The organism is Streptomyces sp. UW30, from assembly GCF_008042075.1.
GTDB lineage: Bacteria > Actinomycetota > Actinomycetes > Streptomycetales > Streptomycetaceae > Streptomyces.
This window is the reverse complement of the sequence record NZ_RDBN01000005.1, coordinates 586,175-599,590: the sequence shown is the minus strand read 5'-3', so window position 1 is coordinate 599,590 and position 13,416 is coordinate 586,175. Positions and strand designations below refer to the sequence as shown.

At 70.9% G+C, this 13,416-nt stretch carries 18 protein-coding genes; 7 read left to right on the top strand and 11 right to left on the bottom strand.

Annotated features, from left to right (window positions below; translation table 11 throughout):
- Positions 1-27 precede the first annotated feature (27 nt).
- Positions 28-1,182, bottom strand: coding sequence for an inorganic phosphate transporter (locus tag EAO75_RS04425; protein ID WP_147993667.1), 1,155 nt, complete (start codon positions 1,180-1,182; stop codon positions 28-30).
- Between the two features lie 169 nt (positions 1,183-1,351).
- Between EAO75_RS04425 and EAO75_RS04420 the strand changes: the two genes are divergently transcribed.
- Positions 1,352-2,107: a VOC family protein gene (locus EAO75_RS04420; protein WP_147993666.1), complete on the top strand. Its 756-nt coding sequence runs from the start codon at positions 1,352-1,354 to the stop codon at positions 2,105-2,107.
- Here the strand turns inward: EAO75_RS04420 and EAO75_RS04415 are convergent.
- The 6 genes from EAO75_RS04415 to EAO75_RS04390 form a co-directional block, all read right to left on the bottom strand.
- Entirely contained in the window at positions 2,104-2,334 is a 231-nt protein-coding gene (locus tag EAO75_RS04415) for a hypothetical protein (RefSeq protein ID WP_261989144.1), read from the bottom strand. The genes EAO75_RS04420 and EAO75_RS04415 overlap by 4 nt on opposite strands.
- Positions 2,331-2,663, bottom strand: a complete 333-nt coding sequence (locus EAO75_RS04410; protein ID WP_147993664.1) for a DUF952 domain-containing protein — start codon at positions 2,661-2,663, stop codon at positions 2,331-2,333. Before EAO75_RS04410 ends, EAO75_RS04415 begins: the two co-directional genes overlap by 4 nt.
- Before the next feature lie 9 nt (positions 2,664-2,672).
- Positions 2,673-3,899, bottom strand: a complete 1,227-nt coding sequence (locus EAO75_RS04405) for an RNA polymerase sigma factor (protein ID WP_147993663.1) — start codon at positions 3,897-3,899, stop codon at positions 2,673-2,675.
- A 31-nt stretch (positions 3,900-3,930) separates the two neighbouring features.
- Positions 3,931-4,347, bottom strand: a complete 417-nt coding sequence (locus EAO75_RS04400) for a YciI family protein (protein WP_147993662.1) — start codon at positions 4,345-4,347, stop codon at positions 3,931-3,933.
- A gap of 97 nt (positions 4,348-4,444) precedes the next feature.
- Positions 4,445-4,648: a hypothetical protein gene (locus tag EAO75_RS04395; RefSeq protein WP_147993661.1), complete on the bottom strand. Its 204-nt coding sequence runs from the start codon at positions 4,646-4,648 to the stop codon at positions 4,445-4,447.
- Positions 4,649-4,674: 26 nt separating this feature from the next.
- Positions 4,675-5,259 (bottom strand): dihydrofolate reductase family protein, encoded by a 585-nt coding sequence (locus EAO75_RS04390; RefSeq protein ID WP_147993660.1) that lies wholly within the window; start codon positions 5,257-5,259, stop codon positions 4,675-4,677.
- A gap of 135 nt (positions 5,260-5,394) precedes the next feature.
- Between EAO75_RS04390 and EAO75_RS04385 the strand changes: the two genes are divergently transcribed.
- On the top strand, positions 5,395-5,985 hold the full coding sequence (locus tag EAO75_RS04385) for a TetR/AcrR family transcriptional regulator (protein ID WP_147993659.1): 591 nt from the start codon (positions 5,395-5,397) through the stop codon (positions 5,983-5,985).
- 27 nt (positions 5,986-6,012) lie between these two features.
- Here the strand turns inward: EAO75_RS04385 and EAO75_RS04380 are convergent, their stop codons facing one another.
- The 3 genes from EAO75_RS04380 to EAO75_RS04370 all read right to left on the bottom strand — a co-directional run bounded on the left by EAO75_RS04380 (position 6,013) and on the right by EAO75_RS04370 (position 9,641).
- Entirely contained in the window at positions 6,013-6,606 is a 594-nt protein-coding gene (locus EAO75_RS04380; RefSeq protein WP_147993658.1) for a GNAT family N-acetyltransferase, read from the bottom strand.
- A 347-nt stretch (positions 6,607-6,953) separates the two neighbouring features.
- A complete protein-coding gene (locus EAO75_RS04375; RefSeq protein WP_147993657.1) occupies positions 6,954-8,093 on the bottom strand; it encodes a family 2 encapsulin nanocompartment cargo protein polyprenyl transferase in 1,140 nt (379 codons plus the stop codon).
- Between the two features lie 141 nt (positions 8,094-8,234).
- On the bottom strand, positions 8,235-9,641 hold the full coding sequence (locus EAO75_RS04370) for a family 2B encapsulin nanocompartment shell protein (protein WP_147993656.1): 1,407 nt from the start codon (positions 9,639-9,641) through the stop codon (positions 8,235-8,237).
- 294 nt (positions 9,642-9,935) lie between these two features.
- On the opposite strand from EAO75_RS04370, the gene EAO75_RS04365 reads away from it, so the two are divergent.
- From EAO75_RS04365 to EAO75_RS04345, 5 genes are all read left to right on the top strand, one after another.
- Positions 9,936-10,523 (top strand): N-acetylmuramoyl-L-alanine amidase, encoded by a 588-nt coding sequence (locus tag EAO75_RS04365; protein WP_187284304.1) that lies wholly within the window; start codon positions 9,936-9,938, stop codon positions 10,521-10,523.
- A gap of 18 nt (positions 10,524-10,541) precedes the next feature.
- Positions 10,542-10,754 carry a hypothetical protein gene (locus EAO75_RS46470; protein ID WP_147993655.1) on the top strand — a complete coding sequence of 71 codons (213 nt, stop codon included), beginning with the start codon at positions 10,542-10,544 and terminating at the stop codon, positions 10,752-10,754.
- Positions 10,755-10,764: 10 nt separating this feature from the next.
- Positions 10,765-11,025 carry a UBP-type zinc finger domain-containing protein gene (locus EAO75_RS04355; protein ID WP_147993654.1) on the top strand — a complete coding sequence of 87 codons (261 nt, stop codon included), beginning with the start codon at positions 10,765-10,767 and terminating at the stop codon, positions 11,023-11,025.
- Positions 11,026-11,295: 270 nt separating this feature from the next.
- A complete protein-coding gene (locus EAO75_RS04350) occupies positions 11,296-11,709 on the top strand; it encodes an anti-sigma regulatory factor (protein ID WP_019058277.1) in 414 nt (137 codons plus the stop codon).
- Positions 11,710-11,726: 17 nt separating this feature from the next.
- Positions 11,727-12,851, top strand: coding sequence for an RNA polymerase sigma factor SigF (locus EAO75_RS04345; protein ID WP_187284303.1), 1,125 nt, complete (start codon positions 11,727-11,729; stop codon positions 12,849-12,851).
- A 7-nt stretch (positions 12,852-12,858) separates the two neighbouring features.
- On the opposite strand, the gene EAO75_RS04340 is transcribed toward EAO75_RS04345, so the two are convergent.
- Complete coding sequence (locus EAO75_RS04340; protein ID WP_147993652.1) at positions 12,859-13,305, bottom strand: hypothetical protein; 447 nt, start codon at positions 13,303-13,305, stop codon at positions 12,859-12,861.
- Positions 13,306-13,416 lie beyond the last annotated feature (111 nt).

Here is a 13,416-nt window from a genome sequence, read left to right as displayed (position 1 = left end):
ACTGCCCTTTCTCAGCTGACCGTTGCGTCAGGCGGCCGTGCCGACCTGAGCCGGCTCCGTGCCACGGATCGTGACCTCGTGGTTGTCGTTGACGTTGTGCGCGGACACGGGGTTGCGGCGGGAGACGACCACGATGCCGGCGGCGACCGCGGCGCCGATCAGGGCCACCACGGCCGTACCGATGTTGCCGCCGTGCTTCACCGCGCTCGCGGAGACGCCGCCGACCAGCGCCGCGGCCGGCAGGGTGATCAGCCAGGCCACGACCATCCGGCCGGCCACACCCCAGCGGACCTCCGCGAGACGGCGGCCGAGACCGGCGCCGAGGATGCTGCCGGAGGCGACCTGCGTGGTGGACAGCGCGAAGCCCAGGTGGGCCGAGGTGAGGATGACCGTCGTGGAGGCGGTCTCCGCGGCGAAGCCCTGCGGGGACTGGATCTCGGTGAGGCCCTTGCCCATCGTGCGGATGATGCGCCAGCCGCCGAGATAGGTGCCGAGGCCGATGGCCAGACCGGCGGAGGCGATCACCCACAGCGGCGGGCCCGCGTCGTGGCCGAGCGCGCCCGCCGAGATCAGGGTCAGCGTGATGACGCCCATCGTCTTCTGCGCGTCGTTGGTGCCGTGGGCCAGGGAGACCAGCGAGGCCGAGGCGATCTGACCGGCGCGGAAGCCCTTGGTGACGGACTCCTTGCGGGCGCGAGAAGTGAGCTTGTATGCCAGGTAGGTGGCCAGCAGCGCCGCGACACCCGCCACGAGCGGCGAGGCAACCGCCGGGATCAGCACCTTCTCGACAACCTTGTCAAAGTGCACGCCGTGGGACCCGGCACCTACCCAGACGGCCCCGATCAGCCCGCCGAACAGCGCGTGCGACGAACTGGACGGCAGGCCCACCAACCAGGTCAGCAGATTCCACAGGATCGCCCCGACGAGACCCGCGAAGATCATGCCCGGGGTGACGAGTGTGTCGTCCACTATGCCGCCGGAGATCGTCTTGGCGACCTCGGTGGAGAGGAAGGCGCCGACGACGTTCAGGACGCCGCTGATGAGCACGGCCGTCCTCGGTTTGAGGGCCCCCGTGGCGATGGAGGTGGCCATCGCGTTCGCCGTGTCGTGGAATCCATTGGTGAAGTCGAAGGCGAGGGCCGTCACGATGACGACCGCCACCAGGAACGTGATGTGGTCCATTCCCCAACGCAAACAAGCGCGGACCAATGCAGGGCGAACTGATGGCAAAGCAAGTCCCAGAAGCTGGCGCGTGGTTGGTGAGGGTCCTGCAAAGCAGGCGTGGCGACCGCTTTGCCCACCGTACGGATATCGCCGCGCGCGACCGCGCCGGCGGTTCTACGATCACCGCATGAGCATCCGCTGGACCTACGCGTTCATCGACCGCCCCGCCGCGGACTTCGCCCGGGCCCACACCTTCTGGACCGCGGTGACGGACACCGGGCTGTCCGATTTCCGTGGCGATCAGGGCGAGTTCGTGACCCTGCTGCCGGGCGGCGGGGCGGACCCCTGTGTGAAGGCGCAGGGCGTCGACTCGGGTCCCGGCGGCGCGCATCTCGACTTCGCCGTGGACGACGTGGAGGAGTTCGTGGCGTCGGCGCTCCGGCACGGCGCGGACCTCGCCGCCGAGCACGACGGGTGGGCCGTACTGCGCTCGCCCGCCGGGCAGTTGTTCTGTGCCGTGCCCTGGCAGGGCGAGTCGGTACGGCCGCCCGTGGTGCGCGGCAGCCGGCTCGACCAGGTCTGCGTGGACGTACCGCCGTCCGCGTTCGACGCCGAAGTCGCCTTCTGGGGCGGCCTGTTGGACGGCTGGCTGTCGGTGCCGGGCTCGCTCCCCGAGTTCCATGTGCTCAGGCCCCCGGCCGGGCTGCCGGTGCGCGTGCTGCTCCAACGGCTCGGCGAGGAGCGGGCGGGCCGGGAGCGCCCCACGGCTGCTGCCCACCTGGATCTGGCCTGCGCGGACATCCCGGGGACCCGCGCCCGGCACGAGGAGCTCGGCGCGACCTTCGTGGCCCAGGGTGCCCACTGGACGGTGATGCGCGATCCGGCGGGCGGGACGTACTGTCTGACGGGGCGGGACCCGGAGACGGGCGGGCTGCCCGGCTAACGGGTCCTGATGAAGCAGAGCGCCCGGCCGTTCTCGTCGGGCGTGGCGCTCGCACAGGCCGACTCCCAGCCCTGCGGAAGCGACGGCGTCGGATCGGCGTTCTCCCAGCGGTACGGCCCCGGCGGCTCCGCCGAGTCCTCAAGCCACCACGTCACTGCGCCCGCCACCGCCACGACGATCACCCACGCCACCGCGACCCACCGCCATAACCGGCGGCGTCCCGTCACCCCCACACCTCCACGTCCACGACCGCGTCCACCGGAATCGGCCCGTACACATGCGGGAATTCCTCGCCCCCGGGCTTCGGCGCCTCGTACTTCAGCGGCACATCCAGCCGCGCGGGGTCCACGACCAGGACGACCAGCTCGTCGGGGCCGTCGTAGGAGCCGTACAGGAAGGCGGCCACGGCAGGGAGTTGGGCGCGGGTCGAGCAGTGGATGAAGCCCTCCTCCCGGAGCGTGCGGCCCCGCGTGGACATCTCGTACGTGCCGCGCTCGCGGGCCGCGTCCCACAGGGAGCGTTCGGTGATGTGGAGGATGTACGTGCGTTCGACCATGGGGCGAGATTACGGCCTCAGCCGTGCCGCCCGCGCGTGCAGATAGCGCTGTTCGGGCAGGCTCTGTGTCTTGGCGGCCGCGGCCTCGTAGGCGGCGCGGGCCTCGTCAGGGGCGCCGGCCCGCTCCAGGAGGTGCCCCCGGACCGCGTCCAGGCGGTGCCCGGCGCCCAACTCGTCTTCCAGCTCCGCCAGTTCGGCCAGTCCGGCACGCGGCCCCTGGACCATGGCGACGGCGACCGCGCGGTTGAGGCGCTCGACGGGCCCGGGGACGAGTCGGAGCAGGACGTCGTAGAGGCCGAGGATCTCCCGCCAGTCGGTCTTGGCCGCGCAGGGCGCCTCGTCGTGCACGGCGGCGATGGCGGCGCGCAGCTGGTACGGGCCGGCGGGCGCCCGGGACAGGGCCCGCGTGACCAGGGCGACGCCCTCGTCGATCGCCGCCTTGTCCCAGCGGTCGCGGTCCTGTTCGTCGAGCGGGACGAGCTCGCCGTGCGGGCCGGTGCGCGCGTCGCGGCGGGCGTCGGTGAGCAGCATCAGGGCGAGCAGGCCGGCCACCTCGCCGTGGTCCGGGAGGAGGCGATGGACCTCGCGGGTCAGCCGGATCGCCTCGCCGGCGAGTTCGCGCCGCTGGAGGTTCGTGCCCGAGGTGGCCGTATAGCCCTCGTTGAAGATCAGGTACAGGGTCTGCAGGACCGCGGGCAGACGGTCGTCCCAGTTGTCGGGCCGCCCGAAGCGCACCCCGCGCACCTTCTGCTTGGCCCGGCTGATGCGCTGGGCCATCGTGGCCTCGGGGACCAGGTACGCGCGGGCGATCTCCGCCGTGGTCAGACCGCCGACGGCACGGAGCGTGAGGGCGATCTGGGCGGGCGGGGTCAGGTTCGGATGGCAGCTGAGGAAGAGCAGGGTGAGGGTGTCGTCCTCGCGGGGAGCGCGGTCCGCACCCGGCGGCGGGGCCGTGAAGGCGTCCCGTGGCGAGAGCGCCGCGACCTTCTCCTCCCGGGCCCGGCGTGCCTCCTCCGCACGCAAGGTATCGGTCAGGCGGCGTGCGCCGACCCTGATCAGCCAACCGCGCGGGTTGTCCGGGACGCCGGTGCGCGGCCACTGCTCGGCCGCGGCGAGCAGCGCCTCCTGTACGGCGTCCTCGGCGCTGTCGAAGTGGCCGTACCGCCTCACCAGCGCGCCGAGGACCTGCGGCGCGTGGCGGCGCAGCAGGTCCTCGGTCTCGGGTGTGGCGCTCATGTACGGCTCGGTGTGCGACGTGTCGTACGGCTCAGCCGATGTCTCCCGGCCCCTCGTCGATGGGCCGGATCACCACCGGGTACACGGGGGCCCCGGCGGGCTGGGGGCACTGAAGGACGCGCTCGGCGATCTCCGTGACCCGCTCCAGGCTCGCACAGTCCAGCACCCAGTAGCCGGCCAGCAGTTCCTTGGTCTCGCTGTACGGGCCGTCGGTGATCACTGCCTTGCCGTCGTCGCCCAGGGTGACGTGCCGCGCCTTCGCGGGCTCGCCCAGCCCCTGTCCGTCGACCATCTCGCCGGTTTCGGCGAGGTCGTCGTTCAGGGCCTGCATGAAGCCGTACATCGCCTGGATGTCCTGCTGGCTCCAGGCCACGGAGTTCGCGGACCCCTTGCCCTGCATCGCCTCGTAGTCCGCCTGCGTTCCCTGCACCATGACCAGGTACTTCATCAGTCCGCTCCTTCTGCTTCCGTCGGCTCGGGCCGCCCTCGGTGGGCGGCTCTCACAGGGGACGTCGGAGCCGGGCCGGCATTCTCGACAGGGTGGCTCAGGAATTTTTCGCGGTGGGTGCCTCGGGCTGCTCGGGCTGCTCCTCGTGCCCGGCGCCCTCCTCGGCGAAGGCCGCGCAGTCGGGGTTCCTGCAAGGGCCGCCCACCCAGGTGGGGACCCACGCGCCCAGCGTCTTGTGGCGCTTGACGACCGTGTCGACGGGCTGTCCGCAGTCGGGACAGACGTGCTCTTGGCTGCCCATGCCCTCAGAGTAGGGCGCCGGACCGCTCAGCGCTTCCTGCTGTACGTACGAACCACGGCGCCGTTGCCGAACGCGCGCACCTCGCCGAGGGTGAACTCCGTGACGGCGAAGTCCGAGCCGAACATCGGCATGCCCGTGCCGTACACGATGGGGTAGGTCTTGATGACGAGCTCGTCGATCTCGTCGAACAGCACACCGGCGAGCTGCGAGCCGCCGCACAGGTAGATGCCCAGCTCGCCCTCCTCGGCCTTGAGTTCGCGGACCTTGCCGACCACGTCCGTCGAGACGATCTCGACCTGCGGGTCGGGCGACTCGGTCAGCGTGCGCGAGGCGACGTACTGACGCATATGGGCGTAGGGGCTGGTGACACCCTCCTTCAAGGCCAGGTCGTAGCTGGCCCTGCCCTGGATGATGGTGTCGAACAGCCTGTTCTCCAGGTCGTCGAAGCCGAGGGCCCGGCGACCGGGCGTCGACATGGTCTCCGGGTGCTCCGTCTTGAGGAACTCCAGGAACTCCGCGTCGACGAAGGGGTACATCGCCGTGGCATCGCCGCTCGGGTCCCCGATGAATCCGTCGATCGAACAGGCGATGAAGTAGGTGAGCTTTCGCAAGCCGGTCTCTTTTCGTAGGGTGTCAGGCAACCACTGCGGTTGTAGTGCTTCAGTTGTAGTACTTCGCTTGTAGTGGTTGCAAGGGTATTCAGGCGTGCGTTTACGGGACGGGGAAAGTGAGAGAGGGGATTCCGAATGGCGGGCAATCCGGAGCGCCGGGCCGCCCTCGTCGACGCGGGCGTCGAGGTGCTCGCTCGTGAGGGGGCGCGCGGGCTGACCTTCCGCGCGGTGGACGCCGAGGCGGGGGTGCCGGTCGGCACCTCCTCGAACTACTTCACCGGGCGCGACGAACTGCTCCGCCAGATCGACGCGCGGCTGCATGTACGGCTCGCGCCCGACCCGGAGGTGATCGCCGGGCTGCTGACCCGGCCGAAGGACCGCGCCCTGGTCACCGCCTTCATGCACGACCTGATGGCCCGCGCGACCCGCGACCGCACGGGCTATCTGGCCATGATGGAGATGCGCCTGGAGGCGTCCCGTCGCCCCGAGCTGCGCTCTTCCTTCACCAAGTCGGTGCGCGGCGACCTGGACGAGGCCATGGAGTTCCACCGCGGCGCCGGACTGCCCGGCGGCGACGAGGCCGTCACCGTCCTGTATCTCGCGATGCTCGGCCTGCTCCTGGAGCACCTGACCCTGCCGGACGTGCTGGAAGGCGTACTGCCCGGGGTGAGCGTGCCGGACGGGCTGGTGGAGCGGATCGCGGCGACGATCGTGCCGGAGCGGTAGGGGCAGGGGTGGGGAGAGGGGCTGCGCTCAGCTGCGCGGCTCGCGCCACATCGGCCACATCCGGGGGCCGTCCGGGAGGTCGAGGGGGCGGCCCTTGAGCTCGAAGCCGAGCCGCTCGTACAGATGCCGGCTGCGGGCGCTGCTCGCCTCCAGGTAGGCGGCCACGCCCTCCTGGTCGCAGCGGTCGAGGACCGAGGCGATGAGCGCACTGCCGAGACCCTCGCCCTGCCGCTCGGGCGCGGTGCCGATCATCCACAGGTACTCGTGGGCCTCGCCCTCCGGATGGATGGCGGCCGTCAGCCGGCCTATCTGCTCGACGCGCTCGTTCTCCGGATCGACGGCCGCACGCAGCCGGGCCGGGCCTTCGTCGTCCTGACCGTGTGCCTCGGCCGGCACGGACATCCACAGCGCGCACGCGCTGCCGTCCTCGGTGACGTCGACACGGCCATGGGCGAGCACGATGTCGGTGAACGCCGCCATCAACTTGTGGTGGGTGGTACGGCGATGCTCCTCGCCCGGGAAGACCCAGCCGCTGACCGGATCGTCCTGGAAGGCAACGTCCAGCAGCCGCACCACCAGCTCCCGATCCTCCTCGCCCGCCGACCGGATCGCGACGCCCATGATGTGTACCCGCCCCTTCGTCTCAACCGGCCTTGATCGTAGGACGGATGACGAGGGCACGGCGTCCGCGCAGCCATTTTGTCGAGATCCGGCCGGTGCAACGAATCCGGCGGGTTACCCGTCGAGATCCGGCCGGTGCGCGTCGGAATCCGGCCGGTACGCGTCGGATTCCGGCCGGTGCACGAGGCGGGCCCCGCACACCGTGGGGATGTGCGGGACCCGTCGGTCCGGAGCCGCCGGCCGGCCGTACGGGGTCAGGAACCGTACGGCCCCGGAGCTCCGGAGTCTCTACGACCGTCGGCCGCCGCCCACCGTCTCGCACGGTACGTCGGCGGCTGCCGAGGCCCTCAGTTGCTGCGCCGCGTCACGAACTCGGCCAGGGCGAGCAGTCCGCCCGCGTCCTCCGGTTCCGGCACCGCGCGGGCCAGCGACTGCATGGCGCGGGCCATCCGGTCGGCGGCCTGGGCCTGCGCCCAGTCACGTCCACCCGCCTGCTCCACGGCGAGCGCGGTGCGCTGCAGGTCCTCCTTGTCGTAAGGCCTCTCGTACAGTGCTGCCAGCTCCGCCGCCGCCGGACCGCCGGAGGTCAGCGCGGCAACCACCGGCAGGGACTTCTTGCGGGCGGCGAGGTCCGCACCGGCCGGCTTGCCGGTGTGGCTCGGGTCGCCCCATATACCGATCACGTCGTCGATGAGCTGGAAGGCGAGCCCGGCCTCACGGCCGAACGCGTCCAGCGCCGCCACATCCTCCTGCGCCGCGCCCGCGTACAGCGCACCGACGGCACAGGCGCACCCGAGCAGCGCACCGGTCTTGGCCTCGGCCATGGCGAGCACCTCGTCGAGCCCGACCTCGCCCGGGCCGCGCTTCTCCAGCGCCGTGTCCGCGTGCTGTCCCGCGCACAGTTCGACGACGCAGTCCGCGAGCCGGGCCGCCGCCGCGGCGGACGCCGGGTGCGGATCCTCGGCCAGCAGCCGCAGGGCCAGCGCCTGGAGCGCGTCACCGGCGAGGATCGCGTCGGGCTCGCCGAACACGGCCCATGCGGTGGGCCGGTGCCGACGGGTGGTGTCCTGGTCCATCACGTCGTCGTGCAGCAACGTGAAGTTGTGGACCAGCTCCACCGCGACCGCCACCGGTACGGCCGCCGCCCGCGCCCCCGGTCCGCCGAGCGCGGCGGCCGCCGCGAGGACGAGGGCGGGACGGATCGCCTTGCCCGCGTTGCCCGCCGCCGGAGTGCCGTCCGGGTGCTCCCAACCGAAGTGGTAGAGCGCGATCTTGCGCATGGAGGGCGGCAGCGACTCGATGGCGGCGCGCAGTTCGGGGTCGACCGAGGCCCGCACCCGCTCCAGGATCACCGCCGCCTCGGGGCCGTCGAGCGGACCCGGCGTGCCGTCCCCTTCGGTCGCGATGGGCCCCCGCCTTTCGAGCGTCTCGGTGGACGGCCGCGCCCCGGCGGGGCGTTGCTGCGTCTCCGTCATGAACTCACCCATGGCATCGCCTCGGAGAGTCGGCGGACAGTGGCACTTCCGCTACGGCTGGGCGCCTACCCCGAAGGTCTACCCACGCGAAGGACGCGGGACACGGCGCGACTCCGACGAGAGTGCCGGCGAAGCCGCGCCGGGCGGGGAAGGTCACCGCCAGCGCCCGATCTCGACGTTCTCCAGCACGCCGAGGGCGTCCGGCACCAGGACCGCGGCCGAGTAGTACGCCGTCACCAGGTACTTGATGATGGCCTGTTCGTTGATGCCCATGAAGCGGCAGGACAGGCTCGGCTCGATCTCGTCCGGGATGCCCGACTGCTGGAGCCCGATGACGCCCTGCTCCCCCTCGCCCGTACGCATGGCGATGATCGAGGTCGTGCGGGCGTCGGTGACCGGGATCTTGTTGCACGGGAAGATCGGCACACCGCGCCAGGTGGGGATGCGGTTGCCGGCCATCTCGATGGTCTCGGGCACCAGTCCGCGCTTGTTGAGCTCGCGCCCGAACGCGGAGATCGCGCGCGGGTGGGCGAGGAACAGCTTGGTGCCGCGCCGCCGGCACAGCAGCTCGTCCATGTCGTCGGGGCTGGGCACACCGTCGTGCGGCTGGAGCCGCTGGTCGTATTCGCAGTTGTTGAGCAGCCCGAACTCCCGGTTGTTGATGAGCTCGTGCTCCTGGCGCTCCTTCAGCGCCTCCACGGTCAGCCGCAACTGCTGCTCGGTCTGGTTCATCGGCTGGTTGTAGAGGTCGGCCACGCGCGAGTGGATGCGCAGCACGGTCTGGGCGACGCTCAGTTCGTACTCACGAGGCCTGGCCTCGTAGTCGACGAAGGTGTGCGGGATGTCGGGCTCGCCGCTGTGGCCGGCCGCGAGGTCGATCTCCCGCTCGCCGTACTTGTTGGTGCGCTGCTCCGGGATCGCCCGCAGCTGTTCGAGGTGCTCGCGCAGCGAGTCGGCGCGCTCCGCGACCCGTTCGACGTCCTGGCGGGGCAGCACGAGCACCGTGCAGGCGGTGACCGCGCGGACGGAGTACTCCCAGATGGCGTCGGCGTCGAGCAGGGCCTGATCACCGAGATAGGCGCCGTCGGCCAGGACGCCGAGGGACTCGTCCTCGCCGTAGGGGCCGGTGCCGAGCTTCTCCACCCTGCCGTGCGCCAGCAGGTACACCTCGTCGGTCTGGCTGCCGAACGAGGCGACCACGGCGCCCGCCGCGAACTCCCGCTGCTGGCAGCGCTGGGCGAGCTCCGAGAGCACCTCCTCGTCCTCGTACGACCGCAGCGCCGGCAGTTCGCACAGCTCGGCGGGGATGACCTCGACGCGATCGCCGGTCTTGACGAACGTGATACGGCCGTCCCCGACGGCGTAGGTCAGTCGCCGGTTCACCCGGTACGTGCCGCCCTGCACATTCACCCAAGGCAGCATGCGCAGCAGCCAGCGGGAACTGATCTCCTGCATCTGCGGCGCGGACTTGGTCGTGGTGGCCAGGTTCCGCGCGGCCGCCGTGCCGAGACTCTGCTGCGGCTTGCCCTGCTCAGTGCGGACCTCTTCGCCTACCGACATAAGGAATTGCCCTCCCGGTCATGCGCCGACGCCGATCTGGCGCCACGCATCGCGATCTGCACCACCGAGCTTTCCATTACGGAGCGTGCTGGTGCTATTACACGAAAGAGCGGGAATGGATCACGGGCCACTGGGCAAATAGGAGGACCTTGTCCACCTGAACCGCTGTCGGCGCCTGTCCAAAACGCATCGCACAACGTGCGATGCGAGGAGTCCCCTCTGCCCGTTTTCGGTAGAGCACCGGTACGAGGCGGCCGCGGACGGCGGCCGACGCACGGCATGAAGGGGTCGGCCATGGCCACACCCATGTCAGCGAGCAGGTTCCTGGAGAGACTCCGGGCGGAGGGCGCGACCCTCGTCGAGGTCGGCGACTGGGAGCACCACAACCGCAACCACGTGGGCCCGTGGGGCCCCGTCCACGGCGTGATGATCCACCACACCGTGACCAAGGGCAGCGCACACACGGTGGAGCTGTGCCGCAACGGCTACGAAGGGCTGCCGGGCCCGCTCTGCCTCGGCGTCATCACCAAGGACGGCAGGGTCCACCTCGTCGGCTACGGCCGCGCCAACCACGCCGGCCTCGGCGACGACGACGTCCTGCGCGCCGTCATCGCGGAGACGGCCCTGCCGCCCGACAACGAGGCCAACACCGACGGCAACCGCCATTTCTACGGCTTCGAGTGCGAGAACCTGGGTGACGGAGTGGATCCGTGGCCGGAGGCCCAGCTGGACGCGATCGAACGTGTCTCGGCGGCCGTCTGCCGTCATCACGGCTGGACGGAACGGTCGGTGATCGGCCATCTGGAGTGGCAGCCCGGGAAGGTGGATCCGCGCGGGTTCACGATGGCCGCGATGCGGGCGCGGATCGGCGTCGGCGCATGACCGGGAGGGCAATTCCTTATGTCGGTAGGCGAAGAGGTCCGCACTGAGCAGGGCAAGCCGCAGCAGAGTCTCGGCACGGCGGCCGCGCGGAACCTGGCCACCACGGGCTCGAACGTCCGCATGATCGGGTGCCCGGACTCCTTGTGGTGCTCCGTGGCGTGCCGTCCCGGCGAGGAGTCGCAGCAGCCCGCCCTCGATTTTTCCGCGCGGGTGTGCGCGTGGCCGTCGTAACCTGGCAATCATGAAACAGTGCACGCATGCCGACGCGCTGCCGCACCCGGAACCCGCTCCGCTCAGCGAGACGTGTCTCAAGTGTCTGGCGGAGGGCTGGCACCCGGTCCAGCTGCGGCTGTGCCTCATCTGCGGTCACGTCGGCTGCTGCGACTCCTCGCCGGGACGGCACGCCACGGAGCACCACAAGGAGTCCGGGCACCCGATCATGCGGACGTTCGAGCCCGGCGAGCAGTGGCGCTGGTGCTTTGTCGACCACGTACTGGTGTGACGCCGACGTACGCTGGACCACTGGGGATCCGGACGGTTCGACCGTCTGACGTCTGGGTACGTCAAACCGGCGCGCGCTCTTCCCAATTGGGCCCGCAGACCCCCTAGCCACGGAGCGTATCCGTGTGTTTACTATGAGTGACAGCAAGGGGTTGGGGTCCTGGGGACAGGAAAGTTCAGAGCGCGGTAGCGTCACCGCTGAACCACACATCGCGTTACCCCGGGGGGCGACCCTCGGCCCCGAGAAGCTTGTACCACCTTGGAGGTGAGGGTGTCCCAGATCGCAGGCGAGCCCGCGACCCAGGACTTCGTGGAAGTCCGGCTGCCGGCCGCGGGTGCCTACCTGTCGGTGCTGCGTACGGCGACTGCCGGCCTCGCCGCCCGTTTGGACTTCACCCTCGACGAGATCGAGGACCTGCGCATCGCGGTGGACGAGGCCTGCGCGATCCTGCTCCAGCAGGCCGTGCCCGGCTCCGTGCTCAGCTGTGTCTTCCGGCTCGTCGACGACTCGCTGGAGGTCACCGTCTCGGCCCCGACCACGGACGGCCACGCCCCCGCCAGGGACACCTTCGCCTGGACCGTCCTGTCGGCCCTCGCGGGCAAGGTCTCCTCCGCCGTGGACGAGGACAAAACCGTTTCGATCAGCCTCTACAAACAGCGCGGCGCGGGACCCGGGCCGGCGTGAGGAACGGGGACGGGCCGGTGCGGGACGAAGAGCGCGGCACACGGGAGCTGCCGGACACTCCCCCCTGCTCGGGCGGAGCCGGGAGTCCGGGGACGGGCCCTGACGGCCCGAGCGGTTCCCGACGCATGGCGGACGGCATCGACGGCATTCCCGAGCAGGCCCGGCCGCACCCGGAGGACGACTCCGTGGAGACCGGCTTCCCGGGCGACGGCCGGGAGGACGACGGTGCTGTGCAGGGCGCGCCTCTGGGCGGTCGGATCGGGGTCTCCCCAGTCCGAGCGGGGGCGAGGGCTCGGGAGAGGGCGACGGGCGGGACGATGAGCGAGCACGAGCGACACGCCGACGAGGCGAGGGGCGCGCACGGCGCGCAAGCCACGCAGCACGACCCGCAGGACCGCAGCGGGGCACGCGCCCTGTTCATCGAGCTGCGCAAGCTGAAGGACGGCAGCCCGGAGTACGCGGAGCTGCGCAACCGGCTGGTCCGGATGCACCTGCCGCTCGTCGAGCACCTCGCGCGCCGCTTCCGCAACCGCGGCGAGCCGCTGGACGACCTCACCCAGGTCGCCACCATCGGTCTGATCAAGTCGGTCGACCGGTTCGACCCGGAGCGCGGCGTCGAGTTCTCGACGTACGCGACCCCGACGGTCGTCGGCGAGATCAAGCGTCACTTCCGCGACAAGGGCTGGGCGGTGCGCGTCCCGCGCAGGCTCCAGGAGCTGCGCCTCGCGCTCACCACGGCCACCGCCGAGCTGTCCCAGCAGCACGGCCGCTCCCCGACCGTCCATGAGCTCGCCGAGAAGCTGGCGATCTCGGAGGAGGAGGTCCTGGAGGGCCTGGAGTCCGCCAACGCGTACTCCACGCTGTCCCTGGACGTCCCCGACACCGACGACGAGTCCCCGGCGGTCGCGGACACCCTGGGCGCGGAGGACGAGGCGCTGGAGGGCGTCGAGTACCGCGAGTCCCTCAAGCCGCTGCTCGAGGACCTCCCGCCGCGTGAGAAGCGGATCCTGTTGCTGCGCTTCTTCGGCAACATGACGCAGTCGCAGATCGCGCAGGAGGTCGGCATCTCCCAGATGCACGTCTCGCGCCTGCTGGCGCGCACGCTGGCGCAGCTGCGGGAGAAGCTGCTGGTGGAGGAGTAGCCGCCGGCTACTTCTGATCCGGTGCGTTTCCGGGCCCCCGGATGCCGAGGGCCTGGGTCGTCGCCGGGTTGATCAGGAACACGAGCGTGGCGATCGCGATCACGGCGATCGCGATCCCCGCCGGGATGGCGATGCTGTCGGCCTGCAAGAGGCTGTAGGCGACCGGCAGCGCCAGGATCTGCGTGATGATGGACGGCCCGCGGCTCCAGCTGCGCTGGGCGAACAGCCCTCGCGCGGCGAGCAGCGGCAGCAGCGCGAGTGCGATCAGGGTCACACCAAGGGTGACGGCCTGCTGCCGGTCGTCCGGATCACCGGCAACCCCCAGCACGAGCACCCAGACGCCCCCGACGGCGAGGCCCACCCCTTCCAGCGCGGTCAACACCGCCGCATACGTCAGCCGCCGCGGACGCGGACCGGCGATTTCCGGGCTGATGGGGCTCTGCTCCTTGGTCACCCCTGAAGGGTAGCCCTCCGCGTCATCGCCCTCCGAGGGCACCTGACCGACGCCGGCCCGCACAATCCAGCCCGTCCGCAGCAACACCGGGCACCTCTTCAGCCACGCCGC

Excerpts from the sequence above, each read along its gene's own strand:
- EAO75_RS04425 (WP_147993667.1), bottom strand. The coding sequence starts at position 1,182 with ATGGACCACATCACGTTCCTGGTGGCGGTCGTCATCGTGACGGCCCTC.
- EAO75_RS04420 (WP_147993666.1), top strand. The coding sequence starts at position 1,352 with ATGAGCATCCGCTGGACCTACGCGTTCATCGACCGCCCCGCCGCGGAC.
- EAO75_RS04410 (WP_147993664.1), bottom strand. The coding sequence starts at position 2,663 with ATGGTCGAACGCACGTACATCCTCCACATCACCGAACGCTCCCTGTGG.
- EAO75_RS04405 (WP_147993663.1), bottom strand. The coding sequence starts at position 3,899 with ATGAGCGCCACACCCGAGACCGAGGACCTGCTGCGCCGCCACGCGCCG.
- EAO75_RS04400 (WP_147993662.1), bottom strand. The coding sequence starts at position 4,347 with ATGAAGTACCTGGTCATGGTGCAGGGAACGCAGGCGGACTACGAGGCG.
- EAO75_RS04395 (WP_147993661.1), bottom strand. The coding sequence starts at position 4,648 with ATGGGCAGCCAAGAGCACGTCTGTCCCGACTGCGGACAGCCCGTCGAC.
- EAO75_RS04385 (WP_147993659.1), top strand. The coding sequence starts at position 5,395 with ATGGCGGGCAATCCGGAGCGCCGGGCCGCCCTCGTCGACGCGGGCGTC.
- EAO75_RS04380 (WP_147993658.1), bottom strand. The coding sequence starts at position 6,606 with ATGGGCGTCGCGATCCGGTCGGCGGGCGAGGAGGATCGGGAGCTGGTG.
- EAO75_RS04375 (WP_147993657.1), bottom strand. The coding sequence starts at position 8,093 with ATGGGTGAGTTCATGACGGAGACGCAGCAACGCCCCGCCGGGGCGCGG.
- EAO75_RS04370 (WP_147993656.1), bottom strand. The coding sequence starts at position 9,641 with ATGTCGGTAGGCGAAGAGGTCCGCACTGAGCAGGGCAAGCCGCAGCAG.
- EAO75_RS04365 (WP_187284304.1), top strand. The coding sequence starts at position 9,936 with ATGGCCACACCCATGTCAGCGAGCAGGTTCCTGGAGAGACTCCGGGCG.
- EAO75_RS46470 (WP_147993655.1), top strand. The coding sequence starts at position 10,542 with ATGTCGGTAGGCGAAGAGGTCCGCACTGAGCAGGGCAAGCCGCAGCAG.
- EAO75_RS04355 (WP_147993654.1), top strand. The coding sequence starts at position 10,765 with ATGAAACAGTGCACGCATGCCGACGCGCTGCCGCACCCGGAACCCGCT.